The sequence below is a fragment of the Pseudomonas sp. 1176_21 genome (genome assembly GCF_052850635.1).
This window is the reverse complement of record NZ_VXCV01000005.1, coordinates 324,686-342,046: the sequence shown is the minus strand read 5'-3', so window position 1 is coordinate 342,046 and position 17,361 is coordinate 324,686. Positions and strand designations below refer to the sequence as shown.

The 17,361-nt window shown below is 63.6% G+C and carries 14 protein-coding genes; 2 read left to right on the top strand and 12 right to left on the bottom strand.

Annotated elements, in window-relative coordinates; translation table 11 throughout:
* The first annotated feature begins 2 nt into the window (after nucleotides 1-2).
* Nucleotides 3-956, top strand: a complete 954-nt coding sequence (locus FW760_RS14850; RefSeq protein WP_043863572.1) for a hypothetical protein — start codon at nucleotides 3-5, stop codon at nucleotides 954-956.
* A 36-nt stretch (nucleotides 957-992) separates the two neighbouring features.
* Here FW760_RS14850 and hldE read toward each other — a convergent pair whose 3' ends face one another.
* The 3 genes from hldE to FW760_RS14835 form a co-directional block, all read right to left on the bottom strand.
* Nucleotides 993-2,414, bottom strand: a complete 1,422-nt coding sequence (hldE, locus tag FW760_RS14845; RefSeq protein WP_058541610.1) for a bifunctional D-glycero-beta-D-manno-heptose-7-phosphate kinase/D-glycero-beta-D-manno-heptose 1-phosphate adenylyltransferase HldE — start codon at nucleotides 2,412-2,414, stop codon at nucleotides 993-995.
* Between the two features lie 122 nt (nucleotides 2,415-2,536).
* The gene (msbA, locus tag FW760_RS14840) at nucleotides 2,537-4,345 is read right to left on the bottom strand and encodes a lipid A export permease/ATP-binding protein MsbA (RefSeq protein WP_058541611.1); all 1,809 of its coding nucleotides are present in this window, start codon (nucleotides 4,343-4,345) and stop codon (nucleotides 2,537-2,539) included.
* A 15-nt stretch (nucleotides 4,346-4,360) separates the two neighbouring features.
* Nucleotides 4,361-5,536: an O-antigen ligase family protein gene (locus tag FW760_RS14835; protein WP_178083060.1), complete on the bottom strand. Its 1,176-nt coding sequence runs from the start codon at nucleotides 5,534-5,536 to the stop codon at nucleotides 4,361-4,363.
* 100 nt (nucleotides 5,537-5,636) lie between these two features.
* Here FW760_RS14835 and FW760_RS14830 point away from each other — a divergent pair, with 100 nt between their 5' ends.
* Nucleotides 5,637-6,242, top strand: a complete 606-nt coding sequence (locus tag FW760_RS14830) for a lipopolysaccharide kinase InaA family protein (protein ID WP_116052566.1) — start codon at nucleotides 5,637-5,639, stop codon at nucleotides 6,240-6,242.
* Here FW760_RS14830 and FW760_RS14825 read toward each other — a convergent pair.
* The 9 genes from FW760_RS14825 to putP form a co-directional block, all read right to left on the bottom strand.
* Nucleotides 6,228-7,340 carry a glycosyltransferase gene (locus FW760_RS14825; RefSeq protein WP_116052563.1) on the bottom strand — a complete coding sequence of 371 codons (1,113 nt, stop codon included), beginning with the start codon at nucleotides 7,338-7,340 and terminating at the stop codon, nucleotides 6,228-6,230. The genes FW760_RS14830 and FW760_RS14825 overlap by 15 nt on opposite strands.
* A gap of 48 nt (nucleotides 7,341-7,388) precedes the next feature.
* Complete coding sequence (locus FW760_RS14820; protein WP_116055278.1) at nucleotides 7,389-8,162, bottom strand: glycosyltransferase family 2 protein; 774 nt, start codon at nucleotides 8,160-8,162, stop codon at nucleotides 7,389-7,391.
* A gap of 69 nt (nucleotides 8,163-8,231) precedes the next feature.
* On the bottom strand, nucleotides 8,232-9,188 hold the full coding sequence (locus tag FW760_RS14815) for a glycosyltransferase (protein ID WP_116052560.1): 957 nt from the start codon (nucleotides 9,186-9,188) through the stop codon (nucleotides 8,232-8,234).
* Between the two features lie 49 nt (nucleotides 9,189-9,237).
* Complete coding sequence (locus FW760_RS14810) at nucleotides 9,238-10,647, bottom strand: PIG-L family deacetylase (protein WP_116052558.1); 1,410 nt, start codon at nucleotides 10,645-10,647, stop codon at nucleotides 9,238-9,240.
* On the bottom strand, nucleotides 10,644-11,540 hold the full coding sequence (locus tag FW760_RS14805; protein WP_100632913.1) for an antimicrobial resistance protein Mig-14: 897 nt from the start codon (nucleotides 11,538-11,540) through the stop codon (nucleotides 10,644-10,646). Before FW760_RS14805 ends, FW760_RS14810 begins: the two co-directional genes overlap by 4 nt.
* A complete protein-coding gene (locus FW760_RS14800; RefSeq protein WP_116052555.1) occupies nucleotides 11,540-12,670 on the bottom strand; it encodes a glycosyltransferase in 1,131 nt (376 codons plus the stop codon). Before FW760_RS14800 ends, FW760_RS14805 begins: the two co-directional genes overlap by 1 nt.
* Nucleotides 12,654-14,411, bottom strand: coding sequence for a carbamoyltransferase family protein (locus FW760_RS14795; protein ID WP_043863582.1), 1,758 nt, complete (start codon nucleotides 14,409-14,411; stop codon nucleotides 12,654-12,656). The genes FW760_RS14800 and FW760_RS14795 overlap by 17 nt, the downstream gene beginning before the upstream one ends.
* Before the next feature lie 211 nt (nucleotides 14,412-14,622).
* Nucleotides 14,623-15,459, bottom strand: coding sequence for a 23S rRNA (adenine(2030)-N(6))-methyltransferase RlmJ (locus FW760_RS14790; RefSeq protein ID WP_043863583.1), 837 nt, complete (start codon nucleotides 15,457-15,459; stop codon nucleotides 14,623-14,625).
* A 128-nt stretch (nucleotides 15,460-15,587) separates the two neighbouring features.
* A complete protein-coding gene (gene putP / locus FW760_RS14785; RefSeq protein ID WP_116052552.1) occupies nucleotides 15,588-17,072 on the bottom strand; it encodes a sodium/proline symporter PutP in 1,485 nt (494 codons plus the stop codon).
* Nucleotides 17,073-17,361: the final 289 nt, after the last annotated feature.

The window sequence follows — 17,361 nt, the reverse complement described above, 5'->3', positions numbered from 1 at the left end:
AGATGCCGCGCACGCTGATCCGCAAGAACCCCAGCAACTTCAAGACCCTGCCCCTGCATGTGGAAGCCGGCCCCGAGGGCCTGAGCTACCAGAGCATCGGCATGCCGCTGAACTTTGCCCAGACCCTGCAGCGGCGCAAGGCGATCCAGGTGGCCGACCCCGAGCGTTTCGCCGTGGAGCTGGCCAACCTGGGCGTTTCGGTGCGCCTCACCCTGCAGTGGCAGAACCGCGACTACTGGGTACTGGTGCGCCAGCGCCGCCAGGATCGCGGTGATGTGGTGCTCAAGCTGATCTCCGGTTACGTGCCCGCTCAGGAGCTGAACCTGCCCCTGCACACGGCCGTGCAGGAAGTGGCCGAGGAATGCCTGCTGGAGACCCCGGAAGGCTGGCTTGGGGGGCGTTTCAACGACACCTGGTTGCCGGCGCCGTACGCCGACGCGCTGCATTACCGTGAAGCAATGCCCTTCGTGCTGACCCCTCACTCGGGGGCCGCGCGACCGGTGCGCTGTGGCAACCAGCCGTTGATCGAGCGACCGCGAGCCTATGTCCACCTGCCCACGGCGTCACTGCAACTGATTTATGACCTGCGCCTTCAAGTGCCCAGGGAAGCCAAATCATTGAGCCTGTTCCATGTGGACGAGCGCCTTGAGGGCGACCAACTGGTGGCACGCCTCAACCGCAGCCGGCCAGACTTGTACCTGATGCCGCTGGAAGACGGTCAGCCGCAGGCCGAGCTGTACACCCTGAAGAAGGACCGATTGGTGCCGGCGAGTACACGTGGTATCTACCTGGCCGAAAGCTTTGCCCGCCAGGATGGCTGGCTGGTGCGTGAAGAGCGGATTCGCTGGAAGGACTGGCTGAGGCAGCAGGGGCTGGTGGCGCCCAGGCCGGACTCGAAACTTAAAAGGCTGACGGGCAAGGCCCGCCAGCTGTTGGGGCTGGCTTTGCAGAAGTAGGACGTTTTTGCAGGCCCTAATCGCGGGTCAAACCACTCAGTTCTTGCGGATTTTCTCCACGATCGCCGTGGTCGAGCTGTTTTCCACCAGCCCCAGCACCTTCACCGTACCGCCATAGGCCTTGACGATATCGGCGCCCACCACCTGATCGATGCCGTAGTCGCCACCCTTGACCAGCACGTCGGGCTTGACCTCGGCAAGCAGGTTTTCCGGGGTGCCTTCGGAGAAGCTGATGACCCAGTCCACTGCCCCCAGCCCCGCCAGCACCGCCATGCGCCGGTCGACACTGTTGATCGGCCGACCCGGACCCTTCAGGCGACTGACCGAAGCATCGTCATTGACCGCCACGATCAACCGGTCGCCCTGCGCACGCGCCTGCTCCAGGTAGGTCACGTGCCCGGCATGCAGAATGTCGAAGCAGCCATTGGTGAACACGATCTTCTCGTTGTGCGCCCGCGCATCGTCGATGGCCAGCAGCAACTGCTCAAGGCTCAGCACCCCGCGCTCGGAGCCTTCTTCGCGCTGGATGGCGCGACGCAGTTCCGGCGCGCTGATGGCCGCCGTACCCAGCTTGCCGACCACGATGCCGGCAGCCAGGTTGGCCAGACCGACCGCATGGGGCAGCTCCTCACCGGCGGCGATCGCCGCCGCCAGGGTGGAGATCACGGTATCGCCGGCACCGGTCACATCGAACACTTCACGCGCCCGTGCCGGCAGGTGCATGGCCGGATGGCCCGGGCGCAGCAAGGTCATGCCGTGCTCGCCTCGGGTCACCAGCAAGGCGCCCAGTTCCAGCTCGCGCATCAGCTCGCCGCCCTTGTTGACCAGTTCGGTCTCGTCGGCGCAATGCCCGACGATGGCCTCGAACTCGCCCAGATTCGGCGTGATGACGCTGGCGCCGCGGTAGATCGAGAAATCCTTGCCCTTGGGGTCGGCCAGCACCGGAATGCCCTTGGCACGCGCGGCCTGAATCAGGCTCTGATGGTTCTTCAATGCGCCTTTGCCGTAGTCGGACAGCACCAGCACCTTCACCCCTTCGAGCAGGGCGTCGACTTCGGCGCCCAGCGACAGCGGGTCGGTGGCAAAGGGTTCTTCGAAATCGATGCGCAGCAGTTGCTGGTGACGGCTCATGACCCGCAGCTTGACGATGGTCGGCTGATGGGCGATGCGCTGGAAGATCGAACGAACCCCCGCTGCCTGCAGGCTGTTGGCCAGACTGTCGGCGGCCTCGTCCTGGCCGGTGACGCCCACCAGCGAGGCCGGCGCACCCAGCGCGGCAATGTTCAGCGCAACGTTGGCCGCACCACCCGGACGGTCCTCGATCTGCTCGACCTTGACCACCGGTACCGGGGCTTCAGGTGAAATGCGAGAGGTACCGCCATGCCAGTAGCGGTCGAGCATGACATCCCCGACCACCAGTACCGGAGCTTGATCGAAACGCGGCATGGACAACTTCATGGGCAACCCATATAGACAAAATGAACAGGGGCGGGATATTAGCACAGCCCTGGCACCGGCCTGTTCGGCGCCGGTAACCTGCTGTGACAACCAGGGCGCAGAACGCGCCCTGGCAGGGTGACTCAGGTGATGTCGGCCTTGGCCGGCTCATCCAGGCCCATGGCGTGCAGGCGCGCGTAATAGCCGTTTTCGGCCAGCAACTGGCCATGCGTGCCACGCTCGACAATGCGCCCCTGATCCATCACCAGGATCAGGTCGGCCTTCTCGATGGTCGACAGGCGGTGCGCGATCACCAGGGTGGTACGGCCTTTCATCACCTGGTCCAGGGCGGCCTGGATGTGCCGCTCCGACTCGGTGTCGAGGGCCGAGGTGGCCTCGTCGAGAATCAGCAGCGGTGCATTCTTGAGCAGAGCCCTGGCGATCGCCAGACGCTGGCGCTGGCCGCCGGACAGCAGCACGCCGTTCTCGCCGACCTCGGTGTCCAGCCCTTGGGGCAACTGATCGATGAACTCCTTGGCATAGGCATCGGCTGCCGCAGCCTCGATCTGCTCGCGCGGCGCACCGGCCAGGTCACCGTAGGCGATGTTGTTGGCCACGGTGTCGTTGAACAGGGTCACATGCTGGGTCACCTGGGCAATGTGCCGACGCAGGTTACGCAGGCGGTACTGCTCCACCTCCACGCCATCGAGCAGGATCTCGCCCTCGGCATGCGGATAGAAACGCGGTATCAGGCTGGCCAGGGTCGACTTGCCGCTGCCCGAACGCCCAACCAGCGCCACCATCTGACCCGGCTCGGCGGTGAAGCTGATGTCATCGAGCACGCGGCGCTCGCTACCCGGGTAGGTGAAGCTCAGGTGACGTACATCCAGGCGCCCGGTAACCCGGTCGCGCTCGACGGTGCCGTGGTCGACTTCCGGCTCCACATCCAGCTGCTCGAAGATGCTCTCGGCCCCCGACACACCCTTCTGGATGGTCGAGCTGACTTCCGACAGCTGGCGGATCGGCTTGGGCAGCAGGCCGGCCGCGGTAATGTAGGCCACCAGGTCGCCGGCGGTGGAGTCGCCGCGCAGGTACAGCACCAGGAACATCAGCACGGCCATGGCCGAGTAGATCACCAGTTGCAGCATCGGTGTATACACCGCGCTGGTCTTGGTCATGCGCAGCTGCTTCTCGGTGTTGCTCTGGCTGGCATCGGCGAAGCGCTGCTGCTCGTAGTTCTCGCCCCCGAAACTGCGCACCACGCGATAGCCCTGGATGGTCTCGGACGCGACATGCGTCACATCGCCCATGGCCACCTGGATCTTCTTGCTCTGCTTGCGGAATTTCTTGCTCGAACTGCTGACCATCAGCGCGATCAGCGGCAGGATCGCCAGCATCACGATGGTCAGCTTCCAGTTCATCCACAGCAGATAGCCGAACAGGAACACCACGGTCAGGCCTTCGCGGATCACCACCTTGATTGCATCGGTGGCGGCGCCGGTGACCATGGTCACGTTGAAGGTGATACGCGAAATCAGGTGTCCGGAGTTGTGGCTGTCGAAATAGCGGTTGGGCAATACCAGCAGCTTGTTGAACAACTCCACCCGCAGGTCGTGCACCAGGCCCAGGGAAACCTTGGCCAGAAAGAAGTTGCCCAGAAACGAGCCCAGGCCCTGCCAGGCGGCGATCAGCACGATCAGCAGCGGCACGGCCTGCAACAGTTGGAGGTCACGCAGGTAAGGCACGTTGGGGAACAACACCGCTTCGGGATTGCTCAGCCCATCGACGAAATACTTGAGGATGCCCGCCAGCATGGGCTGGGTCGAGGCGAATATCACGAAGCCGAGGATACTCAGCAGGAAAATGCCAATGTAGGGCTTTACGTAGGTCAACAGTCGGAAATAGATCTTCAGACTGGAGCTCTGCTGCGCCGTGCGCGGTGTTTCAGCCATCTTCGAGCTCACTGTTCAGGTTGAACGATCGATTTTATCACAGCCTGCCGATTGGGCACGCGCCCACACCAGCACGCTGGCCAGCCCCACTGGCAACCAACTGATGAACCATTCGGCACGGGGGGTGCCAGTCAGGCTCGCAGCGTCGAACTGCATGGCCAGGGTGCAGAACAGCCACAGACCAATGAGGCCCTTGCCCAACAGCGTGTCGCGGGCACGCCACCCCTCCCTGAGCACAAGCAGCCACACTGCAGCCCACAGCAACAGGCCAGGCACACCCAGCTCGATGCCGATGTGGGTGAACATGTTGTGCGAGTGATCGAAGGCGATACCGTTGGCCACCACCTTGAACTGCGTACCGAGGCCCAACCCCAGCCAGGGATGGTCGGCGATCATCTGGAGCGCGCTGTTGAAAATCTCGGGACGATAGGAAACGCCGCGCAATACGATCAGCCGGTAGACCATCAGAAAGCCCAGTACCGAAATGATCAGCGCCCCAGCGGCAAGCACTCGACTGCGCCGGTCACGGCACCAAAGCGGCATTGCCACGACGGTAAGCAGAAGGGCCAGCGCAGCGCCGCGGCTTTGGCCAAGCATCACGAAGGCCCCCAGACATACCACCGAAAGTGTCCATAAAAGCTGCATCCAGCGCTGTTGCGGCATCCAGTGCAACATCCAGACAATGGCCGCGCCCACCACGTAGGCACCCAGAATAGGATGGGAAATTTCACCGATGCCTTGCAGCCGAACCACCCATGGGCGCCCCAGGACTCCGTAGAAGTGGACGATCGAGATTGCAGCGGCCAGCCCCAGGCCGATACCGCCCCATTGCATCAAAAGTAAAAATCGCTGCGTACCTGCACTGGCCAGCAAAGGAAACGCCAACAGGAACAGGATGATGTAGAACAGCCGCTTGCCCTCCCGGATCGGCTCTTCACCTACGGCCCAGCTCAACGACACCAGGCCCCAGCCCAGCAACATAAGCACGCTCATGCACAGCGCGCGCTGCTGTGCCCACAATCGGCCGACCTGCTCCCGGGCCGACCAGCCCAGTACCAGGGTCGGTAGCCAAAGAAACGCGATCAGACCTTGCTGATAAATCTTGTTACTAGGCGCCAGAGCAATACCTGCCAGAAACCAGAGCAGCCCTACAGCCAACCACAATTGCGCCCAGCGACTCGCGTACATCATCCCTTCCCCATTCAATCCAAGCGACCAACATGGTGCATTCTTTTAGTTTTCGGCATTATGCCCTGTCATTCCTGCTCGCTATTTCGACAAGGCCATCTACATGCAATGCTCCCGGCTCCCTCAGGCCGACCTCAACCAACTGATCGTCGGTGCCCAGATACTGGAAGCTGACAGCTACGGTGCGAAAGTCTACCTGCTAGAGAACGGCAATATCCTTAAACTTTTCCGGCGCAAGCGCCTGCTGTCGTCGGCGTTGCTGCGGCCCTACTCCCGCCGCTTCATCGACAACGCCGCCAGGCTGGAGCAGTTGGGCATTCCGACTCTGCGTGTATTGGCGCATTACCGCCTGGAAAAGCCCGGCATGACGGCGGTGCTGTACCACCCCCTGCCAGGCCAGACGCTGAGCCAGCTCAGCCGCAAGGAAGGCTTCAGCTGGCAGCAGGCACTGCCGGACATGGTCCGCCTGGTACGGACCCTGCATCGATCGGGGGTATATTTTCGCTCGCTGCACCTGGGCAACATCGTGGTGACGCCCGACCAGCAGTGGGGGCTGATCGATGTGGCGGACATGCGTTTTCTACGCGGGCCGCTGAGCCGGCGCATGATCAAGCGCAACATACAGCACTTCGCCCGCTACCTGTCACGTGAAAAACTCGACGGGAGCTTCCCCCTCGCCGAGCTGGAACAGGCCCTACTGGCTCCCTGAGTCAGGCTTGACCGCCCACATTTCCCGCAGGGTTCGACTGAAGCATTCCCAGGCTTGCTCCGGGGCCAACGAGCGGTACTGCGCCTGGGCAACGGCGGTTGCCGGCAGGCTGGCGCAACGCTCGATGGCAGCAGCCCACTCCTGCACGTCACCGACCCGAGCGTAAAGACCGCTATCGCCCAACTGTTCATGGAACACCGGCAGGTCACTGCACAGCACCGGCACGCCGGCAATGACTGCCTCCTGCAGTACCAGGCCCAGGCCCTCGGCCCGGGAAGGCACGAGCAACCAGTCGAACGCCAGGTACAGGCACTCCAGAATGTCGCAATGCCCTGTCAGCGATACCTTGCCCTGCAGGCCCAGCGCCTGGATCTTTTGCTGCAGCAATGGGCGCTCGGGGCCTTCGCCGAGAATGACCAGGCGCAGATCGGGTTGCGCCCGGCTGGCGGCGGCAAATGCATCGATCAGGTAGTCGAACCCCTTGTCCATGACCAGGCGACCGACAGCCCCCATGATCCGCACACCAGGCTCCCTCAACCCCATGACCTGGCGCGCTTGCTGCGCTGTCAGTTGCTCGGCGCAAAAACGGGTAGGTTCCAACGCGGTACGCAAGGCCGTCACCTTCAGGCCCAGCTCGGCCTGCAATGACGCCGCCAGCGTGGCCGACACCGCCACCAGTGACAGCTGCGCCGGCTTGAACCCGCGCAACAGCGCCACGTCACTGGGATGCAAACGGGTCTTGCCGTGAAACACCACGGTCGCCTTTACCTCAGGCAGGCCCTTGAGCACAGGCAAGATCAGGCGCGACACACCCACCCCATCGAGCAGCAAGGCGTCGGCATCGGCCTCCAGCAGCGCCTTGCGCAGGCGGGCGCGCAACCAGGGCTGCAGCAGCCCCCACACATGACGACCCTTTATCAGGCGCTGTGGCAGGTTCCATTCCCGCGTTGCGCCCGGGGCGCACGCCGCCCCATGGCCCTGCAGCAACCAGCTGTTCACAGATATGTCAGGAGGCACCAGTGAAAGAATCTGCTGGTGGACCTTGTGCACGGAAACGAACGGCGAGCCACCTGCCCACATGATATTGATGACGTTCACTGGCCAGCCCACCTTGATTCACCTATCACTGGAAAGGCAGAAAACGACTCACGACAACAGAAGAGCAAGGCCAACTCCCACCACCAACCCCGCTATTGCCGCCAACGACAACCGAACACGCTCGCGCTGCTTGCGACGTGCCTTGCGCAGCCGCTCCTCGGGCATCGTGACGTGATGGCCGAATCCGGTGTGCAGTACCGCATCGCCTTCAAGGGTCACAGCAGTCAGTTCAAGTTCGGCATACCGCTTTGACAGCGACTTTTCACCGCCATGCGCAGCGAAGGGTGCACATAGATGATAGTCACTCAGGCGCCGCAGCCCTGGGTTCAGCGAGAAAGACTGCCACTCGGGCTTGTCCGAGAGCAGTGGGTAGCAAGGGACCCCAGCGATGATCTCGCGCTCGCCCAGATGAATGTAGGGGCTGTTGACGTTGAGGTCGTAGACGAAATTGCGCAGCCATACCTGCAGCAGTTTCGGCCGCGCCTCGAGAATCGCTCGCGAATCTTCGACGAAGGCCGGGCGATAGAACCGCCAGTCATCCTCGCAATGAAAGATGTACGGGGTTTTGACATGACCGTAGGCCAGGTCGATCGACGCCAGCTGCCCAAGCTTGGGCTTGTTCACGAACACCGTGCAGTAAGGCTTCCAGTGCTCCGGAATGGCGTCGTGTACGGCCTCGTCACCGCTGTCTTCGGTGATGAAAACCTCACGGACAGGCGCCGTGTTGAACTGATCGAAGCTGTCCAGCGTCAGCTTGAGCAGATTGAACCGCCCGCAGCTGGTCACTACCAGCGTCACATCACTCTTTTCACTAAATTGCACAGCAACCCCCGGTAAATACATCCATGCAGTTGCAACCTCTCCAGTCCGTTCGGGCGGCAGCCCAGGGAGTCAGACCCCCAGTTTCAGACGCAGACGCTGCCAAGCGCTCAGTGGTGGGTGAGGACGGAGTGCCGGCTGCAACTGCTCGACAATACTGCGCCCGACCTGGGCGAAACTGAAACGTGAAACCGACAAATCACGGCCGTTGGTGGCGATACGCTGCACCAGGGCCTCGTCGGCACGCAGGACCTTCAACTTGGCCTGCAGCTGGGCAATGCTGCCATACAGTACGACGTTGTGCATGTCCTGCAAACCCAGCGCACGATTCTCCGCCTCGCCCTGGTCGAACGCCAGCAGCACGCAACCGCAGGCCATGGCCTCGAAGTTCTTGATCATGTATTCGCCCATGCCGACGTCGGCACTGACGAAGAAACGAATGCGGTTGAGCGTGTCGCAATACTCGGCACCCGAATTGGTACGGGTCACCACCAGGTTCTCGACTTGCCCCAGCTCGTCGAGCAACGCCTTGCGGCCGCTGTAGGCCACACTGTTGGTGCTGCCGACGAAGGCAAGTTCCATGTCCCGCTCGCGCCCCTGGTCGGCCAGCAACTGCTGGTCGTAGCCCTTGGGCACGAACACCGCGTCGAAGCCTTCCTGGCGCAGACGCTCGCTGACCATGTAACCCGAGCTGATCACCCGGGCCCAGGGCAGCTTGCGGTAATGCGCGCTGAACTTGCCGGTGTACTTGCACGGAATGTAGTTCTGGTAGGCATCGTGCTCCAGAATGACCAGATTGGGCACGGTACGGATGAAACCGACCTGACGGATCTCCTGCTTGAAGCGCAGGAAGAAGATGATGCGGTCGTACCGGGTGACGTCCACCTCGCGGCGAAAATACCCGCGCAGGTCGCGCTGTTCGGCACTGCTCAACCAGCGCAGGTCGCATTCGCAATGGGCCGCAACCCCTTCGTACAGCCGGTCAAGAATGGCCCGCTGTTCCTTCTGCACCAGAAATAGAACTTTCATTGTCTTCCTTGCGGCGCTCGGGCCACAGCTATGCAGTCATGCACCGGGTTCAGAGGTCCCGGCGCCAGAACAATTCGTGTCGACGTACCGCCTTGCGGAAGAACTCGTTCTCACCGTAAGGCGAAGGCTGACGACCGGCCAGCCAACGTTGCAGCAGGCGACGCAGGCGACGCTTGAAGGGTGCACGCGGCTGCAGGTCATGCATCATGCCCAGGGCCATGGCCTTGTCGCGCTGGGTGTCCAGCGTCAGGCTCAGGCTGTAGGGCGCCCAGGCCTGGCCAGGCTCGACCTGCGGCGGCAAGGCAATGCCGGCACCGCTGTCACCCATCGGCCAGCGATCGTTGTCATGCAGGTGGTTGGCGTAGCACAACACGCTCTCGGGCTGCCATTGCAGGCCGTGCAACGCTTCGAGCACGGCGGCCTGGGCACACACGTGGTCCGGATGCGGGTCCAGGGTCGGGTGCGGCATCACCAGCACCTGTGGACGCGCCTGCATGATCAGTGCACGCAGGTCGGCCAGCAGGTTGTTCCAGGTGGGCGCGCCGTCCTGGTCGCCCGGCAGCGACAGGGCGTTGAGCTGACGGAACAGCCGCGTATCGCTCAGGTCGGCTTCGCGTGAGGCGACGGGCTGATCCGGTGTGGCCTGCATGGCGGGCAGTTGCAGGCAGAAATAGCCCAGTTGCACGCACTGCGCTTCTGGCACACCGGCCCAGCGCGGTACGGCGATACTGTCCCAGGCGCGCAAGCGGCCCTTCAGGCGTGCGGCCTGCGCAGGCTCCAGGCCCATCTGCTGGTAATGCTCGGCCTCGATCTCGCCGGCCGTAAGCGTCACGACCCACGCCTCTTCGGCCTGGCTGTACAGCCCGTAGGCGGCCAGTTCCGCATCGTCGGCGTGGGGCGCAATCACCATCACCCGGCGCTGGCGCAGGTCGCTGGCGCGCACCACGATCAGCGACGCAGCCTCGACCACCCGGCAGCAACGCCCGCGGATGCGCAGAGTGCCGGCCAGCAGCGCCGGCGCCTGCCCGGTCAGATTGAGGTAGCGCAGCCCGTCGACCCCGCGCTCCAAGCCCTGCAGGTCCGCCACCCCCTCGCCCAACACCTCGACGCCAGGATCACGAAAACGCCCCAGCAGCGAGCTTTTGACACGCACCTGCAGCACCAGCGTCTCATCGCCCGGCAGGCGCAATGATGCCGGCGCACGCAGCACCAGGCCGTCCAGCGACACCGGCACACGCTCGCAGGGTTCAGGGAACTCGTACAGATAATCATCACCTGGCGAATAGAACAGGTGATCGGCAAACCATGCCTCGTGAGCCACCCACAGCAGCGGCAACAGCACCAGCGCCAGCCACCATTTCACCAGCACGCCCAGGGCGATCAGCACCACCAGAGCGACCAGCAGGCCCACGCGCTTGTTGCGCCGATGGCGCCTGAGCAACTGCTGCTTGCGGCTCACACCTGAAACACCGGCACGGGGTTGCACCATCGGTCCTTGTACTCGCGATCGGCGCGGCCGAAGGAGAACCGCAGCGGCTTGTTCAGCGCACGCGCGGCTTCCCAGGCGCTCTGGGTGTTGAGAAAGCTCAGCACGCTGCCCGGGCTGAAGGCACGCGTCTCGGGGTCGACGCCGCCGTTGACGTACTCGACGCTGACCCACTCGGGAGCCTCGACGCGGTACACCAGCTGGATCGCGATCGGCTTGTCTTCCAGAAACAGCACCGAGCCGATCAGCAACGCGCGCAGGCGTTCGACCATCTCGGCCATGCGCTCGGCACCGGTGGCCGCAAAGCCCCAGCGGCGCTGGAACAGGTCGCAATACATCGACGCGATCTCGGTACTGGTGAACTCGGTGATGGCCCGCACCTGCCCGCCCGCCTCTTCCAGCAAGCGCAGTTCGCGGCGCTGGTTGTAGCGAAACTTCTTCGACAGTTCTTCGGGCTGGCGTGCCATGGCCAGGGCTTCGGGCTGCGCCTTGAGGCCGCTGAAACGGCCCTGGTTGAGCTCGGACAGGTAGCGCCCGGCATGGCGCAGCGGCGCCTGTGCATCGGCAGCGGCCGGCAGAATCAGCTCGGCATTGCCCAGGTCGAACAGGCCCTTCTTGCCCCGGCGCTTGAGCACGTCCTTGGACAATGCCAGGTAGCGGTCCCAGGTGGGGATGGCCGCCTTCAGTTGGTCACCCTGGTACCAGCCCAGGTAACGCACCGGAATATCGGCCATCTCGGCCAGTTGCGCGAGCACCAGCGGGTGGGTCGCCACACTGCCGCCAAAGCGCTGCCAGGCGTCGGCGTAGGCCGGCGCATCGATCACGCGCCAGCCGCGCTCACGCCAGCCTTGTACATAATTGAGCATCAGGCCTGCCCCGTCAGTTCGACAACCTGGGGAAGGTGCCAGAAAGTCTCGCGCACGGCCGTGTCGGAGAAGCGTTCGCGCAGGCGCTCGAGCATGCGCTCGGCACAGGCCTGGCGTTGCGCCTGGTCCAGCTCGGCCAGGTGTTGCAGGCCTTGCGCCAGACGCTCGGCATCCCCGAGCGGGAACAGGATGCCGACACCTTCGACCACTTCCTTGGCGCCACCGCAAGCGGTGGCCAGCAATGGCACGCCGGCCACCATCGCTTCGAGCAGCACCATGCCGAAAGGCTCGTGGTCCGAGCTCAGGGCAAACACGTCGAAGGCACTGAAATAGCGCCGTGCATCCGGCACCTGGCCGAGAAAGTCCACCTGTGCGGAAATCCCCAGCGCCTCGGCCTGCGCCTTGAGCGCGTGCTCCAGGCGGCCGGTGCCCAGCACTGCCAGGCGGGCGCCTGCCGGCAGTGCCGGCAGCGCCTGGGCAAACCCGCGCAGCAAGGTGGCCTGGTCCTTGTCCGGGTGCAGCCGGCCGACGTTGCCGACGATCCATGCCTTCGCATCCAGGCCCAGGGCCTGGCGCGCCTGCGCGGCGGGCACCAGGCTGGCCTGCAGGGCGTCGATGTCGATGCGGTTGTACAGCGTCTGGATACGCTCGGCCGGCCACTTGGGCAGGCACTGGCGCATGTCGTCGCGCACCGCGTCCGACACCCCGAGCAGGCTCAGGCGTTTGCTGAACAGGTTGGCGAACAGCTGGCGGGTACGCCGCTGGTAGTCGCCAAAGGCGTGGTGCACGCCGATCACCGGCAGGCGGGTGGCCAGCAGGGCGATGTAGATCGGCTTGAAGCGGTGGGCGATGCAGAAGCTGAATCGGCGCGACGCGGCAATGCAGCGCAGTTCGCGAATCGCGCCCAGCTTCAAGCCACGAATGGCCTTGGAGCTGAACTCGAGAAACAGCACTTCATCGCTCGCACAGCCCGCCGCCACCTGCGGATCGGCGGCGCCGGTGAGAAACACCGTGGTGACGCGATAGCCCTTGCCCGCGAACAGGCTGGCGTACTGACGGGCGCAATCGAGAAACGGCCCGTCATAGCCGTGGCAAAACTGCAGGACGTGCCGTTCAGCCAACGCTGTCATAAGCTTTCGCGCCGTCCTTGACCACCAGGATGTCTTCCATGATCAGGTACTGCAGGTCCGAGCCGAAGAACATGTTCAGGGCATCGGTCGGCGAGCAGATCATCGGTTCGCCACGACGGTTGAGCGAGGTATTGAGCGACACGCCGTTGCCGGTCAGGGTCTCCAGCGCCTTCATCATGTCGTAGTAGCGCGGGTTGTACTCGCGCTTGAGCACCTGGGCCCGCGAGGTGCCATCTTCGTGGACCACTTCCGGCACGCGGGTCTTCCACTCTTCAGCCACTTCGAAGGTGAAGGTCATGAACGGGGCCGGGTGATCGATCTTGATCATCTGCGGCGCCACGGTGTCGAGCATCGACGGGCAGAAAGGCCTCCAGCGCTCGCGGAACTTGATCTGGTGGTTGATGCGGTCGGCCACGCCCGGCACGCTCGGGCAGCCGATGATCGAACGTCCGCCCAAGGCCCGCGGGCCGAACTCCATGCGACCCTGGAACCAGGCCACCGGGTTGCCGTCGACCATGATCCGGGCGATCTGCTCGGGCATGTTGTCCAGCTTGCGCCAGGTCGGCTTGTGTTCGTGACGGGCGCAGGCGGCGATTACGTCCTCGTTGCTGTACGCCGGGCCGAGGTAGACGTGCTCCATCTTCTCGACCGGTACGCCACGGGCGTGGGACACATAGGCGGCAGCACCGACTGCGGTGCCGGCGTCGCCCGAGGCGGGCTGCACGAACAGCTCCTTCACGTCGGGGCGGGCGATGATCTTCTGGTTCAGCTTGACGTTCAGCGCGCAGCCGCCGGCAAAGGCCAGCTTGCCGGTTTCCTTGAGCACGTCACCCAGGTAGTAGTCGATCATCTGCAGCGCGAGCTTCTCGAACAGCGCCTGCATGCTGGCCGCGTAGTGGATGTACGGCTCGTCGGCGATGTCGCCTTCGCGCTTGGGCCCCAGCCACTCGATCAGCTTGGGCGAGAAGTAGAAACCCTTGCCCTTCTCTTTATAGCGGCGCAGGCCGATGACGTTGGCGTAGTCGGTGTTGATCTCCAGCTCGCCGTTTTCGAAGCTGGCCAGGCGCGAGAAGTCATACTTGCTGGCGTCGCCGTACGGCGCCATGCCCATGACCTTGAACTCGCCGTCGAGCATTTCGAAGCCCAGGAACTCGGTGATCGCGCCATACAGGCCGCCGAGGGAGTCCGGGTCGAAGAATTCCTTGATCTTGTGGATCTTGCCGTTTTCGCCGTAGCCGAAGAACGTGGTGGCGTACTCGCCCTTGCCGTCGATGCCCAGGATCGCGGTCTTTTCCTTGAAACCCGAGCAATGGTAGGCGCTGGAGGCGTGAGCCAGGTGGTGCTCGACCGGTTCGATCTTGATCTTTTTCGGATCGAAGCCCAGTTGCTCCAGGCACCAGACGATCTTGTTGCGGTAGCGCTTGTAGCGACGGTTGCCCATCAGCAGCGCGTCGAGGGCGCGATCCGGGGCGTACCAGTAACGCTTGGCGTAGTGCCAGCGGGCCTTGCCGAACAGGCTGATGGGGGCGAACGGAATCGCTACCACATCGACATCGGACGGCTTGATGCCGGCCTGTTCGAGGCAGAACTTCGCCGATTCGTAGGGCATGCGGTTCTTTGCATGTTTGTCGCGCACGAAGCGCTCTTCTTCAGCGGCGGCAATCAGCTTGCCGTCGATGTACAGGGCCGCGGAAGGATCATGGCTAAGGGCGCCGGACAGGCCAAGAATCGTCAATGCCAAGGGTCTAGCCTCTTCAAATCTGTAGATGTGCGCCCCGGCCTCATAGGCGGGTGGCAGCGAAAGGGCGGGATTATAGCGTAAAGCGTGGTACGGAGTGCAGGGCGCACTGCTGGCGTGGAACCCATCGCAGGTCAAGCCCGCTCCCACAAGGACATCATTGCCTCTGTGGGAGCGGGCTTGACCCGCGATAGGCCAACACATTCACAACACCCTACTCGGCAATCAGCCAGTCCATGCGCCAGCTGCCCTGGGTCTGCCCCAGCACCTGGGCCAGCCACGGCAGCAGTGCGCGCAGCTCTTCTTCCAGGCCCCATGGCGGGTTGGCGATCGCCAGGCCAGAGCCGTTCAAGCCCTGCGGGCTGTCCTGGGGGTGCACGTACAGCTCCACCCGCAGCAGCTTCGGCGCACCGGTGCTGGTCAGGTCCTGATAGAAACGCACCAGCTGGCGCTGGTCCTTGATCGGGTACCAGATGGCCGCGACCGTCTGGCGCATGCGGCCAATCGTCTCCTTCATCGCCACCGTGCAGCGCTTGAGCTCGTCGGCCTGCTCGAAGGGCGGGTCGATCAGCATCACCGCGCGCTTCTCCTGCACCGGCAGCAAGGCCCTCGGCACGTGCCAGCCCTCGCCCAGGTGCACCGCCACGCGTGGGTCCTTCTTCATGTTTTCCTTGAGCAGGCGCCCGTCTTCGGGGTGCTTCTCGTTGAGCAGCACGCGGTCCTGCTGGCGCGCCAGGCGCCGTGCCAGCTCGGGCGACCCCGGGTAGTAGCGCAGCTCGCCGTCGGGGTTCATCTTGCGCAGGATGCGCAGGTAATCGGCCGTCACCTCGGGCAGGTCGTCGCGCCCCCAGAGCCGGCCGATGCCTTCCAGCCACTCACCGGTGCGGGTCGCCTGGTCGCCCTGCAGGTCATACAGGCCAAGGCCGGCGTGGGTGTCGAGGTAGGCGAACGGCTGCTCCTTGCGCGACATCAGCGCAATCAGCCGGGTCAGTACGAGGTGTTTGAACACGTCGGCGTGGTTGCCGGCGTGAAAGGCGTGACGATAGTTCATGGCAACTCCTGCAAGGCCCGGAAGTTTACCCTGTCAGGCCCGCGCCGTCAGGTGACAGCCGCCAGAATGACAACGGCCCGACCTCCAGAAGAGGCCGGGCCGTTGCCGGGCAGCATGATGCAGCCGTGTTACTTGTCGGCGTGGAACGCCGCTTCAGCGGTTTCGAAACGCTTGACCATCGCAGCCGACGGGCTGCCCGCCTTGCTCACGAAGTAGATCGCCAGCGATGCGAACAGGAAGCCCGGGATGATTTCGTACAGGCCCATGGTGTCGAACTGCTTCCACAGGATCACGGTCACCGCGCCCACCACGATACCGGCCAGTGCGCCGTCGCGGGTCATGCCCTTCCACAGTACCGAAATCAGCACCACCGGGCCGAAGGCGGCACCGAAGCCGGCCCAGGCGTAGGCCACCAGGCCCAGCACGCGGTTGTCCGGGTTGGCGGCCAGCGCGATGGCGATCAGCGCAACCGCCAGCACCATCAGGCGACCGACCCATACCAGCTCGACCTGCGAGGCGTTCTTGCGCAGGAAGGTCTTGTAGAAGTCTTCGGTCAGGGCGCTGGAGCACACCAGCAGTTGGCAGCTCAGGGTACTCATCACTGCTGCCAGGATGGCCGACAGCAGCACACCGGCAATCCACGGGTTGAACAGGATCTTGGCCAGTTCGATGAACACGCGCTCGTGGTTCTCGGTGACCGGGCCGGCCACTTCAGGGTGCGCCGAGAAGTAGGCGATGCCGAAGAAGCCCACGGCCACGGTACCGGCCAGGCACAGGATCATCCAGGTCATGGAGATGCGACGGGCATTGGCGATCGATTTCACCGAGTCTGCCGCCATGAAGCGCGCCAGGATGTGCGGCTGGCCGAAGTAGCCCAGGCCCCAGCCCATCAGCGAGATGATGCCGATGAAGGTGGCGCCCTTGAACATGTCGAAGTTGCCCGCGCCCTGGGCTTCGATGGCCAGGAAGGTGGTGTCGAAGCCGCCGGTGGCGATCAGCACGATCACCGGGGTCAGGATCAGCGCGAAGATCATCAGCGTGGCCTGCACGGTGTCGGTCCAGCTCACCGCCAGGAAGCCACCGACGAAGGTGTAGGCGATGGTGGCAGCAGCACCGGCCCACAGCGCCGTCTCATACGACATGCCGAAGGTGCTTTCGAACAGGCGGGCACCGGCCACGATGCCGGAGGCGCAATAGATGGTGAAGAACACCAGGATCACGATTGCCGAAATGATGCGCAGCAGGCCGCTGCGGTCTTCGAAACGGCTGGCGAAATAGTCCGGCAGGGTCAGCGCGTCGCCGTTGTGCTCGGTCTGCACGCGCAGGCGGCCGGCCACGAACAGCCAGTTCAGGTAGGCGCCGACGGTCAGGCCGATGGCGATCCAGGCTTCGGAAAGGCCCGACATGTAGATGGCGCCCGGCAGGCCCATCAGCAACCAGCCGCTCATGTCCGAGGCACCGGCCGAGAGCGCGGTCACCACGCTGCCGAGGCTGCGGCCACCGAGGATGTAGTCGGAAAGGTTGTTGGTGGAGCGATAGGCCATGAAGCCGATCAGCACCATTGCCGCGATGTAGATCACGAACGTGATCGTGAGTGGATTGCTAAAACTCATTGTTGCGCCCTGGCGTTTGTTTTTATGTAGTGACAGCCGCTAACGGTTGCACCCAGGCGGCGAATCCTATGCAACAACGCGAACAAGGTGCAACCAGTTTCTTCAGTCAAGTTGCACCTGGTCGGATATTTCGCATAACAACGTGTTTTTGCTCCATTTGGGAGCAAAAACCGCCGTTTACATAAGCAAATGCACCTTGAACAGCCATTTATGCTGTGGGGTTTTAGCCACCGGACGAGTAGCACTCCTCAACGCGATTATTTGGGTTGCACTAGGTTGCACCCACAAA